The organism is Mesorhizobium escarrei (assembly GCF_935825525.1).
Lineage (GTDB): Bacteria > Pseudomonadota > Alphaproteobacteria > Rhizobiales > Rhizobiaceae > Mesorhizobium > Mesorhizobium escarrei.
Map to the genome: position 1 here is coordinate 1 of NZ_CAKXZT010000120.1, position 16,322 is coordinate 16,322.

Here is a 16,322-nt window from a genome sequence, read left to right on the forward strand (position 1 = left end):
CAAAGAACAGACATCGCAGACGCGGTGTCGTGGCCCGTACGCTTTTGGCTTCGGGGCCGTTCGAGTGTCGCTCACGCGGCTCTCTTGAATTTCGCAGAGGGCAGATCTAGAAGCGAACCGCTTCGTCGCCAGCGGCGCACCGCCCTCGTTGGAGAGGCGTATATGGGAAGCATCGGTTTCGTGTCAAGCACCTTTTGGTGAAAGAACCTGCTAATTCCACTGCCGCCTTGGCATCGTGCTGCGTTCCCCGGGTTTCAGCCAGATCGAGCCTTGTTGGCTGCAGGGACTGGGGTAACGACAGCAATGCTCGTTTTCGGTTAATCCATAGCCTCTGCCGCTGGCGGAAGAGGAGGGGTTCGAACCCTCGATGCGGGTGTCCCGCATAACGACTTAGCAAGCCGCCGCCTTCAGCCGCTCGGCCACTCTTCCTCTTGTCAGCCGTTGATCAGCTGTGGATAATTTGGAGGCGCCAGCCGGACTCGAACCGGCATACACGGAGTTGCAGTCCGCTGCATAGCCGTTCTCCCCACGGCTCTCCGAGCCCATAGGCCGAGCCGTGCGCGTCTGCCGGTTCTCGCCACGAGATGCTTGAGACCAGATCCCCTGTAGGCCGGGTTCTGTCGAGGGTTGCCATTCCTCTTGGACGCCTGTCGCCAGGCGCCTCCTTGCCCACCACCACGGCCCTCCCCGACACAGGTCACAGGGCACTTCTTGCGGTTGCTTCCCCACCCCGTCGCCCGTTTGACCCGTCCCGACTGGGACGGCTCGTCTCTGTTGCCGTGGCTCGCCTTGCGGCGGGCAGGCATCGCCTGCTGGGGTGTGTCGGCGAAGCCCGGACTTTCGCTCCACGACATCAGTCGCTTAGTGCGCGGCAGCCCGGAGATCTGGTCTCTCTGGTCCGAAGGTTCTCGCCGCACAAGGGCCAGGAGTTAACCGATCCCCCATGTGGTTGAACCGTCTCCGGTCCTGCCAATCTATATGGGAACAAAACGGGAAACTTCAAGGATCGCGCCTGGAACCATTCGGCCCGGCTGTTAGTCCCTTCAGCGAGGAACGGGACCGCGAGCGATTGTCGCGGCGCGACAGGCCTGAGACTCTCAACAAGTCTTCTCGACCAATATCGCTCGACGACCGCCGGCGCCGGTGCCGTTCTGCGCGCGAACAGGGAGATTCACCATGAAAGTCGCTGAGATAATGACCCCAACGTTCATCTCGCCAGTCCCGGCGAGTCGTTGCAGAAAATCGCGAGACGCATGGCGGTTGACGACGTCGGATTCCTGCCCGTCGGAGAAAACGACCGACTCGTCGGAACGATCACCGACCGTGACATCGTCGTGCGTGCGATCGCCGAAGGCAAGGACGGTAATGCGACGGTCCGCGACGTGATGACCAAGGATGTCAAATACTGCTTCGAGGACGAAGATATCGAGCATGTCGTCCAGAACATGGGCGATATCCAGGTCAGGCGTTTGCCTGTCCTCAATCGCGACAAGCGCCTGGTGGGCGTGGTCTCGCTCGCGGCCGCCGCGCTCAAGGAAGATCCGGCAAACGTCGGAATCGCCATGTCCGGCGTCGTCGTACCCGGAGGCGCACACGCGACATAAATAAATCCCGGCGGGCAGGCAGACGGGATCGGACGGACGACCTGCCGAGCGGCGCCGTCGGCATGGCCTCGAGGCGGCGATCGAAACGGCGCGCGCATCGTGGTGATCTCTGCCGCCCGCGTCAATCGGCCGGTGGGCCCAGCCGGGGCCCTTATCAACGTTACACCGATTTAATGTGCAAGCGAGCGGGAGAATTGCCATAAAGCTTTGATATCGACGGGCCATCCCCTTTGTCGGAGGGTGCCGTCGCGTCTACTTCACCTTGGGAAGCGTAGACGGGATCTTTGCCAACCGGAGTGCCGATGGCCGCCTGGAAACAGATCGTTTTTGCACTTGTGATCCTCGTCGCGGCTGCGGCTGCCTGGGTTCGCTTTTTTCCAGGCGCGCCGGATGTGCTGGCGCGCTGGGGCATCGACTGGACTGGCGCCGCGACGCCTCCGACAGTGACGGGCGCGGTCGACAAGGCCGGGCAAGCGGGCAGCCGCAGCGATGCCGGCCAGTCGGTGACTATCGTCGCATTGCCGGCTGCCACGGCCGTCATCAATGATCGCCTGCAGGCGATCGGCACCGGCCGCGCCAACGCCTCGGTGACGGTCAATCCCTACAGCTCCGGCCGCCTCGTCGAATTTCTGGTCGAGTCCGGCGCCCATGTCGAAAGAGGACAGATCATTGCCACCCTCGATTCCGACACCGAGGTGATCGCACAGGACCGCGCCAAGGTTGCCTTGCAGGACGCGCAGGCCAAGCTCGACCGGGTCAAATCGCTGCGGGCTTCCAACGCTGCGACGGCGGTCGCCGTTGCCGATGCCGAAGTGGTGCTGGCCAATGCCAGGCTGGCGCTTCGCGATGCGGAACTGGCCTTGCAGCGCCGCTCGATCGTCGCGCCGATCGCCGGCGTCGTTGGCATCCTGCCGATATCAGCCGGCAACTATGTGACCAGCCAGTCGGCGGTCGCCACCCTCGACGACCGCTCCAGCATACTGGTCGAATTCTGGGTGCCGGAGCGCTTCGCCGCCGCCGTCAAGGTCGGCGCGCAATTGTCGGCCACGCCAATTGCCAACCCCAACAAAGCCTACACCGGCGCGGTTTCCGCCATCGACAACCACATCGACGAAGCCAGTCGTACCCTTCTGGTTAAGGCAAAGATCGCCAATCCAGCCGATTCGCTGCGTGCCGGCATGTCCTTCCAGATCACCATGAAGTTCCCCGGCGACAGCTATCCCGCTGTCAGTCCGCTGGCGATACAATGGGGTTCGGACGGCGCCTATATCTGGACCATCGTGGACGGCAAGGCCAAGCGGGTTGCGGTGCGCATCATCCAGCGCAACACCGAGACCGTGTTGATCGACGCCCCGATCGTCAGCGGCGACATGGTAGTGACTGAAGGCACCCAGAGCGTCAGCGAAGGCGGCGAGGTCCGCATCGCCGGCCAAGAACAGCGCGCCGCGGACGCCGACGGCTGATGACCGCAACCAACAACGCCGCCAGCGACACAGGCTTCACCGCGCTGTTCATCCGCAGGCCGGTGATGGCCTTCGTTTTGAACACGCTGATCGCGGTCGCCGGCCTTGCTGCCTTTTACGGTGTCGAAATCCGCGAACTGCCGGATGTCGATCGCGCCGTCGTCACCGTCAACACGACCTTTGAAGGCGCTGCGGCCGAGACCGTCGACCGCGAATTGACCGACGTGATTGAAGGCGCGGTCGCTCGCGTCTCCGGTGTGAAGTCGATCTCGTCCACCTCGTCCTTCGGCACAAGCCGCGTCACCATCGAATTCAACGACGGCGTCGACCTCGACGTCGCCGCCTCCGATGTGCGCGATGGCGTCGGCCGCGTCGCCGACCAGATGCCGGACACGGCGGATGCGCCTCGCATCGTCAAGGCCGATGCCAATTCCGAGCCGGTGATGCGGCTGGCTGTCACCTCCGACACCATGTCGGTGCAGGACATGACGGTGCTGGTCCAGGACCAGATCGAGGACGAGCTTGCCGCCGTGCCTGGCGTAGCCGACGTCCAGGTCTATGGCGACCGCGACAAGATATTTCGCATCGATGTCGACCAGAACAAGCTCGCCGGTCTGGGCTTCACCGTCGCCGACCTGAGGACAGCGCTGGCCTCGGTCGCTTTCGATTCGCCGGCTGGCTCGATCACCACGACCAACCAGGATCTGATCGTGCGTCCGACGGCGGACGTGACCACGCCGGAGGAGTTCGAAAACATCATCATCGGCGGCACGACCCGCATCCGCGACGTCGCCACCGTCACGCTCGGCCCCGACATCGGTCAGACCACATTGCGTTCGAACGGCAAGACCGGCATCGGTCTCGGCATCATCCGCCAGGCGGAATCGAACACGCTGGATATTTCGACCGGCGTCAGGGCCGCCGTCGCCGCGCTGCAGGCGGATCTGCCTCAGGGCATGTCGATTAAGGTCACCAGCGACGATGCGGTCTTCGTCAACGGCGCGGTGCATGAGGTCGAGATCGCACTTGGCCTGTCCGTCTCGATCGTGCTGATCGTCATCTACGTGTTTCTCCTCGACTGGCGCGCGACGCTCATTCCCGGGCTTGCCATGCCGGTCGCCATGATCGGGACGATCGCCGCCATCTATCTCGCCGGCTTCTCGGTCAACATATTGACGCTGCTCGCCCTGGTGCTGGCGACGGGCCTGGTCGTCGACGATGCCATCGTCGTGCTGGAAAACATCGTGCGACGACGCAACGAAGGCATGGGGCCACGCGCCGCAGCCGTTCTTGGCGCCCAGGAAGTGTTCTTCGCCGTCATCGCCACGACGCTGACGCTGGTCGCCGTCTTCGTGCCGATCTCCTTCCTGCCCGGCCAGACCGGCGGCCTATTCCGCGAATTCGGCTTCGTTCTCGCCATATCGGTGCTTCTGTCCGCCGTCGTGGCGCTGACGCTTTGTCCGATGCTTGCCTCGCGCATGCTGTCGGTCGCGCCGCTTCACCACAAAGGCGGCAGCGGCATCGGCGCCCGCATCGGCGGCGCGCTGAACACGCTCTACCGGCGCTGCCTGCGCATCTGCCTCGATGCGCCGTGGATCGTGCTTTTGGTCGCGCTGCTGTTTGCAGCCACCGCCTTCACGCTGTTCGGCACGATCCGCCAGGAACTGACGCCGACCGAGGACCGTGCCGTCGTGCTCATGCGCGTTGACGCGCCGCAAGGCGTCAGCCTCGACTACACGACGCAGCAGATGCAGAAGATCGAAAAACTGATCCAGCCGCTGCGCGATTCCGGCGAAATCCGCAACACCTTCGAGAGTGCCGGCCGCAACGGCGCCTACAATGCCGGTTTTATGGTGATGACGCTGGCGCCATGGGACGAGCGCGCCCGCAGCCAGCAGCAGATCATGGCCGACATCAGCCGGCTCACCCGGCAGGTGCCGAGCGTGCGCGTCTTTCCGACGCAGCCCAACAGCCTCGGGATTCGCGGCGCCGGCAACGGCCTGCAGTTTGCGCTGGTCGGCAACAACCGTGCGGCGCTCGGCGACGCTGCGGTGAAGATCATCGCCGAGATGCAGAAGGACGCCCGCTTCCAGTCGCCCCGGCTCTCCGTCGACCCGACGCAACCCCAGCTTTCGGTGGCCATCGACCGCGAGCGTGCTTCCGACCTCGGCATCGACATCACCGGGCTTGCCGATACTTTCCAGGCCATGCTCGACGGCAATGATGTCGTCGACGTCTATATCGCCGACCGCAGCTACGGGGTGAAACTCGTCTCGACGACCAACCCGATCAACGATCCGACCGATCTGGAGAACATCTTCCTGAAGACGGCCGACGGCCGCTTCGTGCCGATGTCGACCATCGCCACTTTGACCGAGCGCGCCGTGCCGCCCTCGCTGACCCGCGAGCAGCAGCAGCCGTCGGTGGCGATTACCTCCAACCTCAGCGGTGATTTCGCGCTCGGCCAGGCGCTCACCCGCGCCGAGGCAATCGCCACGCCGCTTCTGCCGCCAGGTAGCCGCATCGTGCCGTTGGCCGAGGCGGCGACGCTGGGCGAGACCAACAGCGCCATGATCACCATCTTCGGTTTCTCGCTGGTCATCATCTTGCTGGTGCTTGCCGCCCAGTTCGAGAGCTTCGTCAGCGCGGTCATCATCATGGCAACGGTGCCGCTCGGTCTCGCCTGCGCGATCTTTGCCCTTTTGCTCAGCGGCACCAGCCTCAACGCCTACAGCCAGATCGGCCTGGTGCTCCTGGTCGGCGTCATGGCAAAGAACGGCATCCTGATCGTCGAGTTCGCCAATCAGTTGCGCGACCGCGGGCTCGGCGTGCGCGAGGCGATCGAGCGGGCCTCCACCATCCGGCTACGGCCGGTGATGATGACGATGATCTGCACCGTGCTCGGCGGCGTGCCGTTGGTGCTGGCGAGCGGCGCCGGCGCCGAGGCGCGCATCGCGCTCGGCTGGGTGATCGTCGGCGGTCTGGGTCTGGCCACCGTCTCGACGCTGTTCCTGACACCGGTCGCCTATCTCCTGCTTGGCCGCTTCGTGACGCCGAAGGTGGAAGAAGCATCGCGGCTGAAGCGTGAGCTCGAACAAGCCGCCTACACCAATGTCGAGCCGGCTGAGTAGGCAGGACAATCGCTTCAGCTTATAGACCAGTGGCCGCTCATTCCGAGCGTTTGCGCTGCCCCTCACCTGCCTGCCGGCATCCTCTCCCCGTATAGGGACGGTATAGGGACGGGGAGAGGGGCGCTGTCATCGACGGTTTCGCCAATCACCAACTTGCAGGATGGCGCCAACATCACAGCCAGCCATTTCTCCCCGTTTACGGGGAGAAATGCCCGGCAGGGCAATGAGGGGCAGCGCCGACTTCAACAAGTTGATCTCCAATACAAATTGGGCACTATCATTTGCCTGAAGAGCGGCCTGACCATGGCAGCCTTCTGCTGGGCGAGTCGCGGGCGAGCGGAGGAATTGCAATGAGCTATCTGGACGAACTGTTTTCGGTGGCCGGCAAGACCGCGCTGGTGACCGGGGCTGCGACCGGGATCGGCCGCATGGCGGCGACCGCTTTGGTCAGGGCCGGCGCCACCGTGATGATCGCCTCGCGCAAGGGCGAGGACTGCGTCAGGGTCGCCGGCGAATTGAACGGCCTCGGCGGCGCCGGCCGGGCCGAGGGCTTTGCCGGCGATGTCTCCAGCGAGGCTGGCATCGCGGCGCTGGTCGACGAGGTCAAGGCGCGGACCCAGCGGTTGAACATCCTGGTCAACAATGCCGGCGTTTCGTGGGGCGCCCCGCTGGAAAGCTTCCCCTACCATGCCTGGGCCAAGGTGTTCGGCGTCAACGTCACCGCCGTCTTCCATCTGACCCGCGAGCTTTTGCCTCTGCTCGACGCCGCTGCCAGCGATGCCGATCCCGCTCGGGTGGTCAATCTGGGTTCGGTAATGGGCACGCAGCCCCTGGCCGACGACGCCTACTCTTACTCTGCCTCGAAGGCTGCTGTTCATCATCTGACGCGCACCTTGGCGATCGAGTTCGCCGCCCGCCGCATCACCGTCAACGCCTTCGCCCCCGGTCCCTTCCAGAGCCGGATGACCGCCTTCGCCACCGCGACCGAGGACCAGGCCAAGCATATCGGTGGCCATGTTCCGCTTCGCCGCATCGGCGCGCCGGATGACATTGCCGGCGCAACGCTCTATTTGTGCAGCCGTGCCGGCAGCTATATCACCGGCGCCATCCTGCCGATCGATGGCGGGCAGTCGGTGCAGCATGGGCTGACACTGTTCAAGGAATGAAGCCGCTCGCGCTCCGGACGGTTGAAATGGAGGACATCAGCGTGGAACCGATCAGTCTCGATGTGCTTCTGGCCAGCGTCGGCAAGGAGGTCGGCGTGTCGCCGTGGCGGTTGGTCTCGCAGCGCATGATCGACCAGTTCGCCGATGCCACCGACGACCACCAGTTCATCCATTGCGATCCGGAGCGCGCCAAGCGCGAGACGCCGTTCGGCGGCACCATCGCACACGGCTTCCTGTCGCTTTCGCTTCTGTCGGCGATGACTTTCGAGACCATGCCGCCGCTCGAAAACAGCAAGATGGGTGTCAACCATGGCTTCGATTCACTGCGCTTCCTGGCGCCGGTGAAGACCGGCGCACGCATCCGCACCCGTTTCGTGCTGGCCGACGTCAAGGTCAGACCGTCGGGCTGGGTGCAGACGGGCCATGATGTGACGATCGAGATCGAGGGTTCGAAAAAGCCGGCATTGACCGCGCGCTGGCTGACGCTGACATTGATCGAGCGCCAGCCAGAGGCGGCCTGAACGGCTCAACGAGCCTCGGCAGAGATCATCTTCATGTGTCGGCCGACCTGCAGGGGGCGGTATAGCCAATCGGCGTGCTGCGAAGCCGATTTCGGCAACACCGATTTTTGACCACGCCTTGTCCGATTCCGTACAGCGTATATAGTTTAGCCAGCCACTAACCGCCGCTAACAGATAAAGGCAGGCGAAAATTGCCGCTTAGTGCCCAGACACGCCGCGAAAAACAAAAGGCCGAACTGCGCTCCGAACTTGTCGATGCAGCGCACAAGCTCGTGCAGGAGGAAGGCTATGAAGGCCTCACCATCCGCAAGCTGGCCAAGCGCGTCGGCTATGCGCCAATGTCGGTCTATTCCTATTTCGCCGACAAGCAGGACATCTTGTTTGCGTTGGCGGAGGACGCGTTCAAGACTCTGGCAAAGCGTATCGAGGATCACCCGGCGGCCGACGATCCGATCGAGGCGCTGCAAGTGGTGATGAACGAATACGCGGCCTTCGGCCTTGGCAACCCAAACGAGTATCGCACGATATTCATGACCGAGAAGGTCAAGCCTCCGGAAGGCAGGACCTTCGCCGAGATGCAAGAAGGCAATCCGTTGATGAAAGTGCTGATCGACAGGGTCGAGGCCTGCGTGGCCGCCGGCAAGCTGAAGGGCGATCCGCGCGCCATTGCCACCATGCTGTGGGCGGTCGGCCACGGCACGATCTCGCTGCTGATCACCTTTCCCTTCTATCCGTTCGGCGACCAGCAGGCGTTCGTGAAGCGGATGTGCGACTTCACGCTTGCCGCGCTGGCCACGCAGGACGTGCCGCCGCTGACCGAGACGCCGGTCAACTGCTGAAGGGTTCCTTCGATTACGGATACCAGATGATCTTGGCACGGTGAACCGCGCCGCGTGCGCTCGGCGCTTCCGGCGCAATACGATTCTCAACCTTCAGTAATTTATTCGTACATGTACGACTTCCAGCTTGAATCTCACGATTGTTGGGCGTATATGTACGCCATACCGTACATGTACGGAAAAGAGTCAGCACCGGAGACAGACAATGAAAAAGACAATCCTCACCCTCGCGGCCCTGCTTGCTTTCTCGGGCGCTGCCTTCGCCGGCCAGAGCCAGCCCGGCAAGCAGGCGCCGGCCGCGGCCTGCGCCGAGACCAGCATCAAGCTCGATTGCGGCGCGACCGGATCGGTCGAGAAGCCAGGCGCGGCCACGCACAAGGGCTCGAAGGAAAGCCAGGACACGCGGCTCGGCATCGACATCGACCCGTGGATCGTGCCAAGCGCGTTCTGAGGCTCGAAAACAAAGGGGCGGCAGGAACCTGACCGCCCGATTTCGTGGCCATTTCAGCCCGGCTCCGCTGGAGCCTGACGGAAACTATTTCCTGCGCTTCTTCATTCCAGCCACGGTCTTGGCCTTGCCAGGTCTTGCAGGAGCGCCGGAAATCGTAGTCCCGGTGATCGACACCGGATCGCTGGCCGGAAACGTGTCCTCGAGCCCTTCCTCGAGTTCATCTTCAATGTTTGGTTCTTTGTGCTGTTCGTGTTCGAACGAGCGTACGGCCGGCGTCTTCTGAACCGCTGGATTCGGCGCGGATTTCGACGGCATCGACATTCTCCCTCGACTTGCTCCGGCTCCCTCGACTTGCTCCGGCAAACGGTCGAGCCCAGTGAACATTCTTAAGCCGCTGCGTCGCCGGCCGCCTCCGACAGGAAAGTAAAGACATAATCGGAAAAAGAGCGCCAGCATTCAACCCGGAACGCGTCGGTTGCGGTGCGCAACAGCACGATCTCGACCTTGCCCAGAATGGTGCGCGACGCCGCGCCGACCGGAAAGGCGTCCAGCGACAGGTCCTGCGGGCAGCCTGAATTGATCGTCGCCGCCGCTGCCGGGCCGATGACCGAAATGGCGACGTTGCGATGCGAGATGCCGACCGCCGAATGCAGCACTGTAAGCTCTGCGCAGTCGGCGAGCGGGTCTTTTCCCGCCTCGTCGATGACCAGCCATTCGTCCGGCCCAAGCCACAATGCCGTGCGCCCGGCCTTTGCCGTCGAGGTTTTGGGTTTTCGCGGCAGGGTCACGCCGAGCGCCTTCGAAAGCGCCGCGACCGAGGCGTCCGGCGCGCGCAGCGAAATACGCTGCGCCGTCGGCAACACAGCAAGCGTAACGCCGGTTACGGAAAGCTCCTGACCGGCGAGAACCGGCCGGCGTTCGACCAACGTGGGAGCAATCTTGTTGGCGACAGCCTTAGCCATTGAGGCGCTCCCCCTTCTCGTCGAAGAACACCATACCGGTGACCTCCACCTCGATCGTCCCGTTGGGCATCGGCACGTAGAGCGTCTCACCCATCCGGCCACGGCCGCCGGTTACCAGGGCCAGGGCGATCGAGCGGCCGCAATTTTCCGACCAGTAGCTCGAGGTGACATGGCCGATCATCGTCATCGGGATCGCCTGCTTCGGATCGCCGACGATCTGCGCGCCTTCTTCCAGCACAACTTTTGGGTCTTTGGTCTTCAGGCCGACAAGCTGCTTGCGGCCCTTGGCGACGAGGTCGGGCCGAGCCATGCCCCTGATACCGACGAAATCGGTCTTCTTTTTGCCGACCGCCCAGTCGAGCCCGGCATCGCCAGGCGTCACCGTGCCGTCGGTGTCCTGGCCGACGATGATGTAGCCTTTTTCGGCGCGCAGCACGTGCATCGTCTCGGTGCCATAGGCACAGGCGCCATGCTTCTGGCCCTCCGCCCACAGCGCTTCCCAGACAGCCTGGCCGTAATCGGCCGGCACGTTGACCTCGAAGCCACGCTCGCCGGTGAACGACATGCGGAACAGCCGTGTCGGCACGCCGCAAATCCTGCCCTCGCGCACCGACATATGCGGCAGCGCCCCGTCCGACATGTCGATGCCTTCAACCAGCGGCGCGATGATGTCCCGCGACTTCGGTCCCTGCACGGCGATCACCGCCCACTGCTCGGTGGTCGAGGTCAGCCAGACGTTCAGATGCGGGAACTCGGTCTGGAGGTAATCCTCCATATGGTTCATGACGCGCGGCGCACCGCCCGTCGTCGTCGTCACATGGAAGCGGTCGGCTGCAAGCCTGCCAACGACACCGTCGTCATAGATGAAACCATCCTCGCGCAGCATGATGCCATAGCGGCAACGCCCGGGCTCCAGTTTCTCCCACGGATTGGTATAGAGCAGTTCCATGAACTTCGCCGCATCCGGCCCGACCACCTCGATCTTGCCCAGCGTCGAGGCGTCGAACAGGCCGGCTGTTTTGCGCACCGTGACACACTCGCGGTCGACGGCGGCGTGCATGTCCTCGCCTGCTTTGGGAAAATACCAAGCGCGCTTCCATTGGCCGACATCCTCGAACACAGCGCCTTGAGGCTCGGCCCACGGATGGATCGCCGTCTTGCGGGTCGGGTCGAAGAGCGGACCCCGCGCATGCCCGACGATCGAGCCGAACGTCACCGGCGTGTAAGGCGCCCGGAACGTCGTCAGGCCGACCTGCGGGATCGGCTTGTCCAGCGTCTCGGCGGCGATGGCCAGGCCGTGCATGTTCGAGGTCTTGCCCTGGTCGGTCGCCATGCCGTTGGTGGTGAAGCGCTTGACGTGCTCGATCGAACGCATGCCTTCATGCACCGCCTGGCGGATGTCCTTGGCGGTGACGTCGTTCTGGAAATCGACGAAGGCTTTTACAGTCGTGTCCGGCCCGGCTCCGGGCGCCGCACCCAGCATGCCGCGTGACCAGCTCTCGCTGGCGTCGACCTTCGGCTTGATGCCCTTGACGGTGTTGGCGCCGGCATTCTTGACGCCCGCATCCTTGGCCGCCTTGGCGCCCGCCGCATAGGCTTCGTCGATCGTCGCCGACAGCCCGTCCGTACCGTTGCAGGCGCCGACCGACACGCAATCCTGCGCGTAGGTGCCGGGCACGAAACGCTTGGTCTCGTCGTTGAAGGCAACCTTGCCGCGTGACTGCGAGAACAGATGCACCGACGGTGTCCAGCCGGCCGACATCAGGATCGCGTCGACCGGGATGGTGCGCTCGCCGCCGCCATTCTTCGGCTGCACGGTCATCGATGAGACGCGCAATTTGCCGCCGGCGCGGATCACCGCGCGGCCGAAATTGACCTCGATGCCGAGCGCCCTCGCCTCGTCGATCACCGACCCGGTCGGGTGGTCGCGCAGGTCGACTATCGCCGCCACGCCGACGCCGGCCTTCTTGAGGTCGATCGCCGCCGCATAGGCGGAGTCATTGGCGGTATAGACGCCGACATTCCTGCCGACCGCGACGCCAAAATGGTTGAGATAGGTGCGCGCCGCCGACGCCAGCATGACGCCGGGCCGGTCGTTGTCGGCAAACACCATATGCCTCTCGATGGCGCCGGTCGCCAACACCACACGTTTGGCGCGAACCTGCCATAGCCGCTCGCGCGGCAGCTCGCGGCCGGGGCTCTGCAGATGGTCGCTGACCCGCTCGACCAGCCCGACGAAATTCTGCGCGTAATAGCCGAAGGCCGTGGCGCGCGACAGCACGCGGACATTGTCCATCGCCTTGAGCGCCGCGACTGCACCTTGCGCCCAGGCAAAACCGTCCTGGCCGTCGATCCTGGCGCCACTCTCGAAACGCAGGCTGCCGCCGAAATCCGCCTGCTCGTCGGCAAGGATGACGCGCACGCCGGTTTCGGCCGCGGCAAGTGCGGCAGCGATGCCGGCAGCCCCTCCGCCCAGCACCAGCACGTCGCAATGGGCAAAGCGCGCCGAATAATGGTCGGGATCCGGCTGGTCGGGAGCGACGCCTAGCCCGGCCGCAGCCCTGATCCTGGGCTCGTAAAAGTTTTTCCAGGCGGACTTCGGCCACATGAAGGTCTTGTAGTAGAAGCCCGCCGAAAGCAGCGGCGAGGCGATGTCGCCGAGCGCGCTAACGTCGAAGGCGAGCGACGGCCAGCGGTTCTGCGACTGTGCCGTCAGCCCGTCATAGAGCTCCTGCACGGTGGCGCGGACATTGGGTGTCCTCCTGGCGGAGTCGCGCTTGATCTCGACCAGCGCGTTGGGCTCTTCCGCCCCGGCGGACAGGAAGCCGCGCGGCCGGTGATATTTGAACGAACGGCCGACCAGATGGACGCCGTTGGCAAGCAGCGCCGAGGCCAGCGTTTCGCCCTCGACGCCGGCATAGGACTGGCCGTCGAAGCTGAACCGAGCGGTCTCTGCCTGCTTGAGGCGCCCGGCGCCGGGAATGCGAAACGTCGCGATCATTCGGCCGCTCCCGGCAGCTTCGCCGGCTTCGGCTCGCCGGCCTTGTAGGTCAACAGGAACCTGTCGCTGACGGTGTCGCGCACGGCGTTGAAGAACCGGGCGCAGCCATGCATGTGCCGCCAGCGCTCATAGATGATGCCTTTGGGATTCGAGCGGATGAAGAAGAACTTTTCGAAGTCGTCATCGCTTGTCGCGGCCATATCCGCCGAACGCGCGATATGCGCCTCGCCGGCGTTGCGGAATTCGAGTTCCGGACGCTCTTCCTCGCAATAGGGGCAGCGGATGAGAAGCATGGTTATCCCTACAATTCGCCGTGGCCGACGCGGGCGCCGGCAGGTTGATCGCGAAGCCTCTGGCTCATGGCGACAGCCATCTCGGCCGTCATCAGTGTGCCACCGCAGCCGCCGCCGCCTCGTCGATCAGGCGGCCGGTGCGGAACCGCTCGATGGTGAAGGGCGCGTTGATCGGGTGGGGATCGTCCCTGGCGATGGTGTGGGCAAAGACATGGCCCGAGCCCGGCGTCGCCTTGAAGCCGCCGGTGCCCCAGCCGCAATTGACGTAGAGGCCGGGCACCGGCGTCTTGGCCAGGATCGGCGAGCGATCCGGCGTCACGTCGACGATGCCGCCCCACGAGCGCAGCATCTTCATGCGCGTGAACATCGGGAACATCTCGCAGATGGCGTCGAGCGTGTGCTGCAGGATGTGCAGGCCGCCGGTCTGCGAATAGGAGATATATTGGTCGGTGCCGGCGCCGATGACCAGTTCGCCCTTGTCGGACTGCGAGATATAGGCGTGCACGGTGTTCGACATCACCACGCAGGGGAATACCGGCTTGACCGGCTCCGACACCAGCGCCTGCAGCGGGTAGCTTTCCAACGGCATGCGCACGCCGGCCATGTTCATGATCACGGACGAATGCCCGGCGGCCACCACGCCGACCTTTTTGGCGCCGATGAAGCCGCGCGTCGTCTCGACGCCCATTACCGCACCGTTCGGCGCCCGCTTGACGCCGGTGACCTCGCAATTCTGGATGATGTGGACGCCGCGCACCGAAGCGCCGCGCGCATAGCCCCAGGCGACGGCATCGTGGCGCGCCGTGCCGCCGCGACGCTGCAGGGTGGCGCCCATCACCGGATAGCGGGCATCACGCGAGATGTTGAGCGGCGGGCAGAATTCCTTGGCGGCTTCCGGCGTCAGCCATTCATTGTCGATGCCGTTCAGACGGTTGGCATGGACGTGGCGTTTCAAAACCTGGATGTCGTGTACATTGTGCGCCAGCATCATGACGCCGCGCGGCGAATACATGACGTTGTAGTTGAGCTCCTGGCTGAGCCCGTCCCACAGTTTCAGCGCATGGTCGTAGATGCCAGCGCTCTCGTCGTAGAGATAGTTGGAGCGGATGATGGTGGTGTTGCGGCCGGTGTTGCCGCCGCCGAGCCAGCCCTTTTCGAGCACTGCGACATTGGTGATGCCGTGCACAGTCGCGAGATAGTAGGCGGTGGCCAGGCCATGGCCGCCGGCGCCGACGATGATGACGTCGTATTCCTTCTTCGGCTCTGGCGAAGACCATTGCTCCTCCCAGCCCTTGTGGCCGCGCATGGCCTCGCGGGCGATGGCGAATACCGAATATTTTTTCAACGTTCTGGCCTCGCAGACAGCGGCCGGGCATCCAATCGAGCGCCGGCGCGCGAGGTGTATCACTAGCGAAACAGCGCTGCCAGCCTTGCGCTGTTTGCGACGGCGCTTGCCGTTTTGCGCCACGGCCAAAAAGACCTGTCGAAGCAACGAGCCGAACGACGCATCCGGACGCCTTCGCAGGTATCGGGTGGCTCGCTTTGCCCCGATCTGCGACCAAGCATCCGATTGCCGGCAAAGCTGGCGCGAAAAAGGATGAAAAAATGCTCGCACTCGCCAACAAGATCGCCATCGTCACCGGTGCCAGCTCCGGCATCGGCCGCGCCACCGCAAAGCTCTTTGCCGAGGCTGGCGCCAAGTTGGTCGTCGCTGCCCGTCGCCAGGCAGAGCTGGACGCGCTCGTCACGGAAATCGAGGACGCCGACGGCACCGCCATTGCTCTTGCCGGCGACGTCCGCGACGAGGCCTATGCCAACGCCCTTGTCGAGCTGGCTGTCGGACGGTTCGGCGGCCTGGATATCGCCTTTAACAACGCCGGCTCGGTCGGCCAGATGGGTTCGATTTCGGAGTTGTCGCTGGAGGGCTGGCGAGAGACGCTCGACACCAACCTGACCAGCGCCTTCCTCGGCGCGAAATATCAGGTGCCGGCGATGGTCGAACGGGGCGGCGGATCACTGATCTTCACCTCGACCTTCGTCGGCCACACCGTCGGCATGCCTGGCATGACCAGCTATGCCGCAGGCAAGGCCGGACTGATTGGATTGACGCAGGTGCTTGCCGCCGAATACGGCGCCAAGGGCGTGCGGGTCAACGCACTGCTGCCGGGCGGCACAGACACGCCTTCGGCAACGTTCAAGACACCTGAATCACGAGCCTTCGTCGAAAACCTGCACGCTTTGAAGCGCGTCGCCGAGCCTGAGGAGATCGCCCGCTCAGCGCTCTACCTGGCTTCGGATGCATCGAGCTTCACCACCGGCGCGGCATTGTTCGCAGATGGCGGCGTCTCGATCAGCCGGACGTGAGGTGTTTCGCGTCGGCGAGCAATGGAACAGGGCGTGTAAAACCCGGCTTGCTTTCTTGGCGCGATTTGGCGATTGCGTTTTCTGTTCGAAGAATGCTGTTCGAAGACGGGCCTAAAACATGCTGCTGATCAGGACCTACATCGCTGCTAGCGCAATCGAGGGCGTCGGAGTGTTCGCCGCCGAGCCGATCAGGAAGGGAGCGTCGATCTGGCGGCTCGATCCTGATTTCGACCGGCTGATCCCGATGGAAAAATATGAGACGGCGCCGCCGCACCTCAAGGAATTGCTCCACAGATATGCCTATCCAAGCCCCGACCGGCCCGGATTCATGGTTTATGAAGTCGATAATGGCCGCTTCATGAACCATTCCGAAAGGCCGAACACGGATTTTTCGCAGTATGGCGGGGCAACCGCGATCCGCGACATAGCGGCGGGCGAGGAAATAACCTGCGATTACGGCGAGTTCTTCGAGGATTTCGAGCGGCTTCACCTGGCCACGACATAGAGGGAGAGCCTGTCGCCGCTTG

At 63.9% G+C, this 16,322-nt stretch carries 13 protein-coding genes, 1 tRNA gene, 1 other RNA gene and 1 pseudogene; 9 read left to right on the forward strand and 7 right to left on the reverse strand.

The window, feature by feature from the left end; all coding sequences use genetic code 11:
• Positions 1-338 precede the first annotated feature (338 nt).
• Both NMG80_RS12520 and rnpB read right to left on the reverse strand, forming a co-directional pair.
• A tRNA-Ser gene (locus NMG80_RS12520) sits at positions 339-429 on the reverse strand.
• Positions 430-590: 161 nt separating this feature from the next.
• An RNA gene (rnpB, locus tag NMG80_RS12525) (RNase P RNA component class A) lies at positions 591-888 on the reverse strand.
• Between the two features lie 288 nt (positions 889-1,176).
• On the opposite strand from rnpB, the pseudogene NMG80_RS12530 reads away from it, so the two are divergent.
• The 7 genes and pseudogenes from NMG80_RS12530 to NMG80_RS12560 all read left to right on the forward strand — a co-directional run bounded on the left by NMG80_RS12530 (position 1,177) and on the right by NMG80_RS12560 (position 9,175).
• A pseudogene (locus NMG80_RS12530) lies at positions 1,177-1,604 on the forward strand (CBS domain-containing protein).
• A gap of 302 nt (positions 1,605-1,906) precedes the next feature.
• Entirely contained in the window at positions 1,907-3,067 is a 1,161-nt protein-coding gene (locus tag NMG80_RS12535; RefSeq protein ID WP_254018384.1) for an efflux RND transporter periplasmic adaptor subunit, read from the forward strand.
• A complete protein-coding gene (locus tag NMG80_RS12540; protein ID WP_254018385.1) occupies positions 3,067-6,198 on the forward strand; it encodes an efflux RND transporter permease subunit in 3,132 nt (1,043 codons plus the stop codon). Before NMG80_RS12535 ends, NMG80_RS12540 begins: the two co-directional genes overlap by 1 nt.
• Before the next feature lie 350 nt (positions 6,199-6,548).
• Positions 6,549-7,364 (forward strand): SDR family oxidoreductase, encoded by an 816-nt coding sequence (locus tag NMG80_RS12545; protein WP_254018386.1) that lies wholly within the window; start codon positions 6,549-6,551, stop codon positions 7,362-7,364.
• A gap of 26 nt (positions 7,365-7,390) precedes the next feature.
• Positions 7,391-7,885: a MaoC family dehydratase gene (locus NMG80_RS12550; RefSeq protein WP_301943352.1), complete on the forward strand. Its 495-nt coding sequence runs from the start codon at positions 7,391-7,393 to the stop codon at positions 7,883-7,885.
• Positions 7,886-8,076: 191 nt separating this feature from the next.
• The gene (locus NMG80_RS12555; RefSeq protein ID WP_254018387.1) at positions 8,077-8,724 is read left to right on the forward strand and encodes a TetR/AcrR family transcriptional regulator; all 648 of its coding nucleotides are present in this window, start codon (positions 8,077-8,079) and stop codon (positions 8,722-8,724) included.
• 205 nt (positions 8,725-8,929) lie between these two features.
• Positions 8,930-9,175, forward strand: coding sequence for a DUF680 domain-containing protein (locus NMG80_RS12560; RefSeq protein WP_254018388.1), 246 nt, complete (start codon positions 8,930-8,932; stop codon positions 9,173-9,175).
• A gap of 84 nt (positions 9,176-9,259) precedes the next feature.
• Here the strand turns inward: NMG80_RS12560 and NMG80_RS12565 are convergent, their stop codons facing one another.
• The 5 genes from NMG80_RS12565 to NMG80_RS12585 all read right to left on the reverse strand — a co-directional run bounded on the left by NMG80_RS12565 (position 9,260) and on the right by NMG80_RS12585 (position 14,776).
• Entirely contained in the window at positions 9,260-9,490 is a 231-nt protein-coding gene (locus tag NMG80_RS12565; RefSeq protein WP_254018389.1) for a hypothetical protein, read from the reverse strand.
• Positions 9,491-9,561: 71 nt separating this feature from the next.
• Positions 9,562-10,137 carry a sarcosine oxidase subunit gamma gene (locus tag NMG80_RS12570; protein WP_254018390.1) on the reverse strand — a complete coding sequence of 192 codons (576 nt, stop codon included), beginning with the start codon at positions 10,135-10,137 and terminating at the stop codon, positions 9,562-9,564.
• Positions 10,130-13,138, reverse strand: a complete 3,009-nt coding sequence (locus NMG80_RS12575) for a sarcosine oxidase subunit alpha (RefSeq protein ID WP_254018391.1) — start codon at positions 13,136-13,138, stop codon at positions 10,130-10,132. Before NMG80_RS12575 ends, NMG80_RS12570 begins: the two co-directional genes overlap by 8 nt.
• A complete protein-coding gene (locus tag NMG80_RS12580) occupies positions 13,135-13,431 on the reverse strand; it encodes a sarcosine oxidase subunit delta (protein ID WP_254018392.1) in 297 nt (98 codons plus the stop codon). The genes NMG80_RS12575 and NMG80_RS12580 overlap by 4 nt, the downstream gene beginning before the upstream one ends.
• A gap of 91 nt (positions 13,432-13,522) precedes the next feature.
• Entirely contained in the window at positions 13,523-14,776 is a 1,254-nt protein-coding gene (locus NMG80_RS12585; RefSeq protein ID WP_254018393.1) for a sarcosine oxidase subunit beta, read from the reverse strand.
• A 260-nt stretch (positions 14,777-15,036) separates the two neighbouring features.
• Here NMG80_RS12585 and NMG80_RS12590 point away from each other — a divergent pair, with 260 nt between their 5' ends.
• Entirely contained in the window at positions 15,037-15,795 is a 759-nt protein-coding gene (locus NMG80_RS12590) for an SDR family oxidoreductase (protein ID WP_254018394.1), read from the forward strand.
• Between the two features lie 118 nt (positions 15,796-15,913).
• Positions 15,914-16,300: an SET domain-containing protein gene (locus NMG80_RS12595; protein ID WP_254018395.1), complete on the forward strand. Its 387-nt coding sequence runs from the start codon at positions 15,914-15,916 to the stop codon at positions 16,298-16,300.
• The last annotated feature ends 22 nt before the right edge of the window (positions 16,301-16,322 follow it).

Coding starts and splice junctions, on each gene's coding strand:
- NMG80_RS12535 (WP_254018384.1), top strand. CDS start 1,907: ATGGCCGCCTGGAAACAGATCGTTTTTGCACTTGTGATCCTCGTCGCG.
- NMG80_RS12540 (WP_254018385.1), top strand. CDS start 3,067: ATGACCGCAACCAACAACGCCGCCAGCGACACAGGCTTCACCGCGCTG.
- NMG80_RS12545 (WP_254018386.1), top strand. CDS start 6,549: ATGAGCTATCTGGACGAACTGTTTTCGGTGGCCGGCAAGACCGCGCTG.
- NMG80_RS12550 (WP_301943352.1), top strand. CDS start 7,391: ATGGAGGACATCAGCGTGGAACCGATCAGTCTCGATGTGCTTCTGGCC.
- NMG80_RS12560 (WP_254018388.1), top strand. CDS start 8,930: ATGAAAAAGACAATCCTCACCCTCGCGGCCCTGCTTGCTTTCTCGGGC.
- NMG80_RS12565 (WP_254018389.1), bottom strand. CDS start 9,490: ATGCCGTCGAAATCCGCGCCGAATCCAGCGGTTCAGAAGACGCCGGCC.
- NMG80_RS12570 (WP_254018390.1), bottom strand. CDS start 10,137: ATGGCTAAGGCTGTCGCCAACAAGATTGCTCCCACGTTGGTCGAACGC.
- NMG80_RS12575 (WP_254018391.1), bottom strand. CDS start 13,138: ATGATCGCGACGTTTCGCATTCCCGGCGCCGGGCGCCTCAAGCAGGCA.
- NMG80_RS12580 (WP_254018392.1), bottom strand. CDS start 13,431: ATGCTTCTCATCCGCTGCCCCTATTGCGAGGAAGAGCGTCCGGAACTC.
- NMG80_RS12590 (WP_254018394.1), top strand. CDS start 15,037: ATGCTCGCACTCGCCAACAAGATCGCCATCGTCACCGGTGCCAGCTCC.
- NMG80_RS12595 (WP_254018395.1), top strand. CDS start 15,914: ATGCTGCTGATCAGGACCTACATCGCTGCTAGCGCAATCGAGGGCGTC.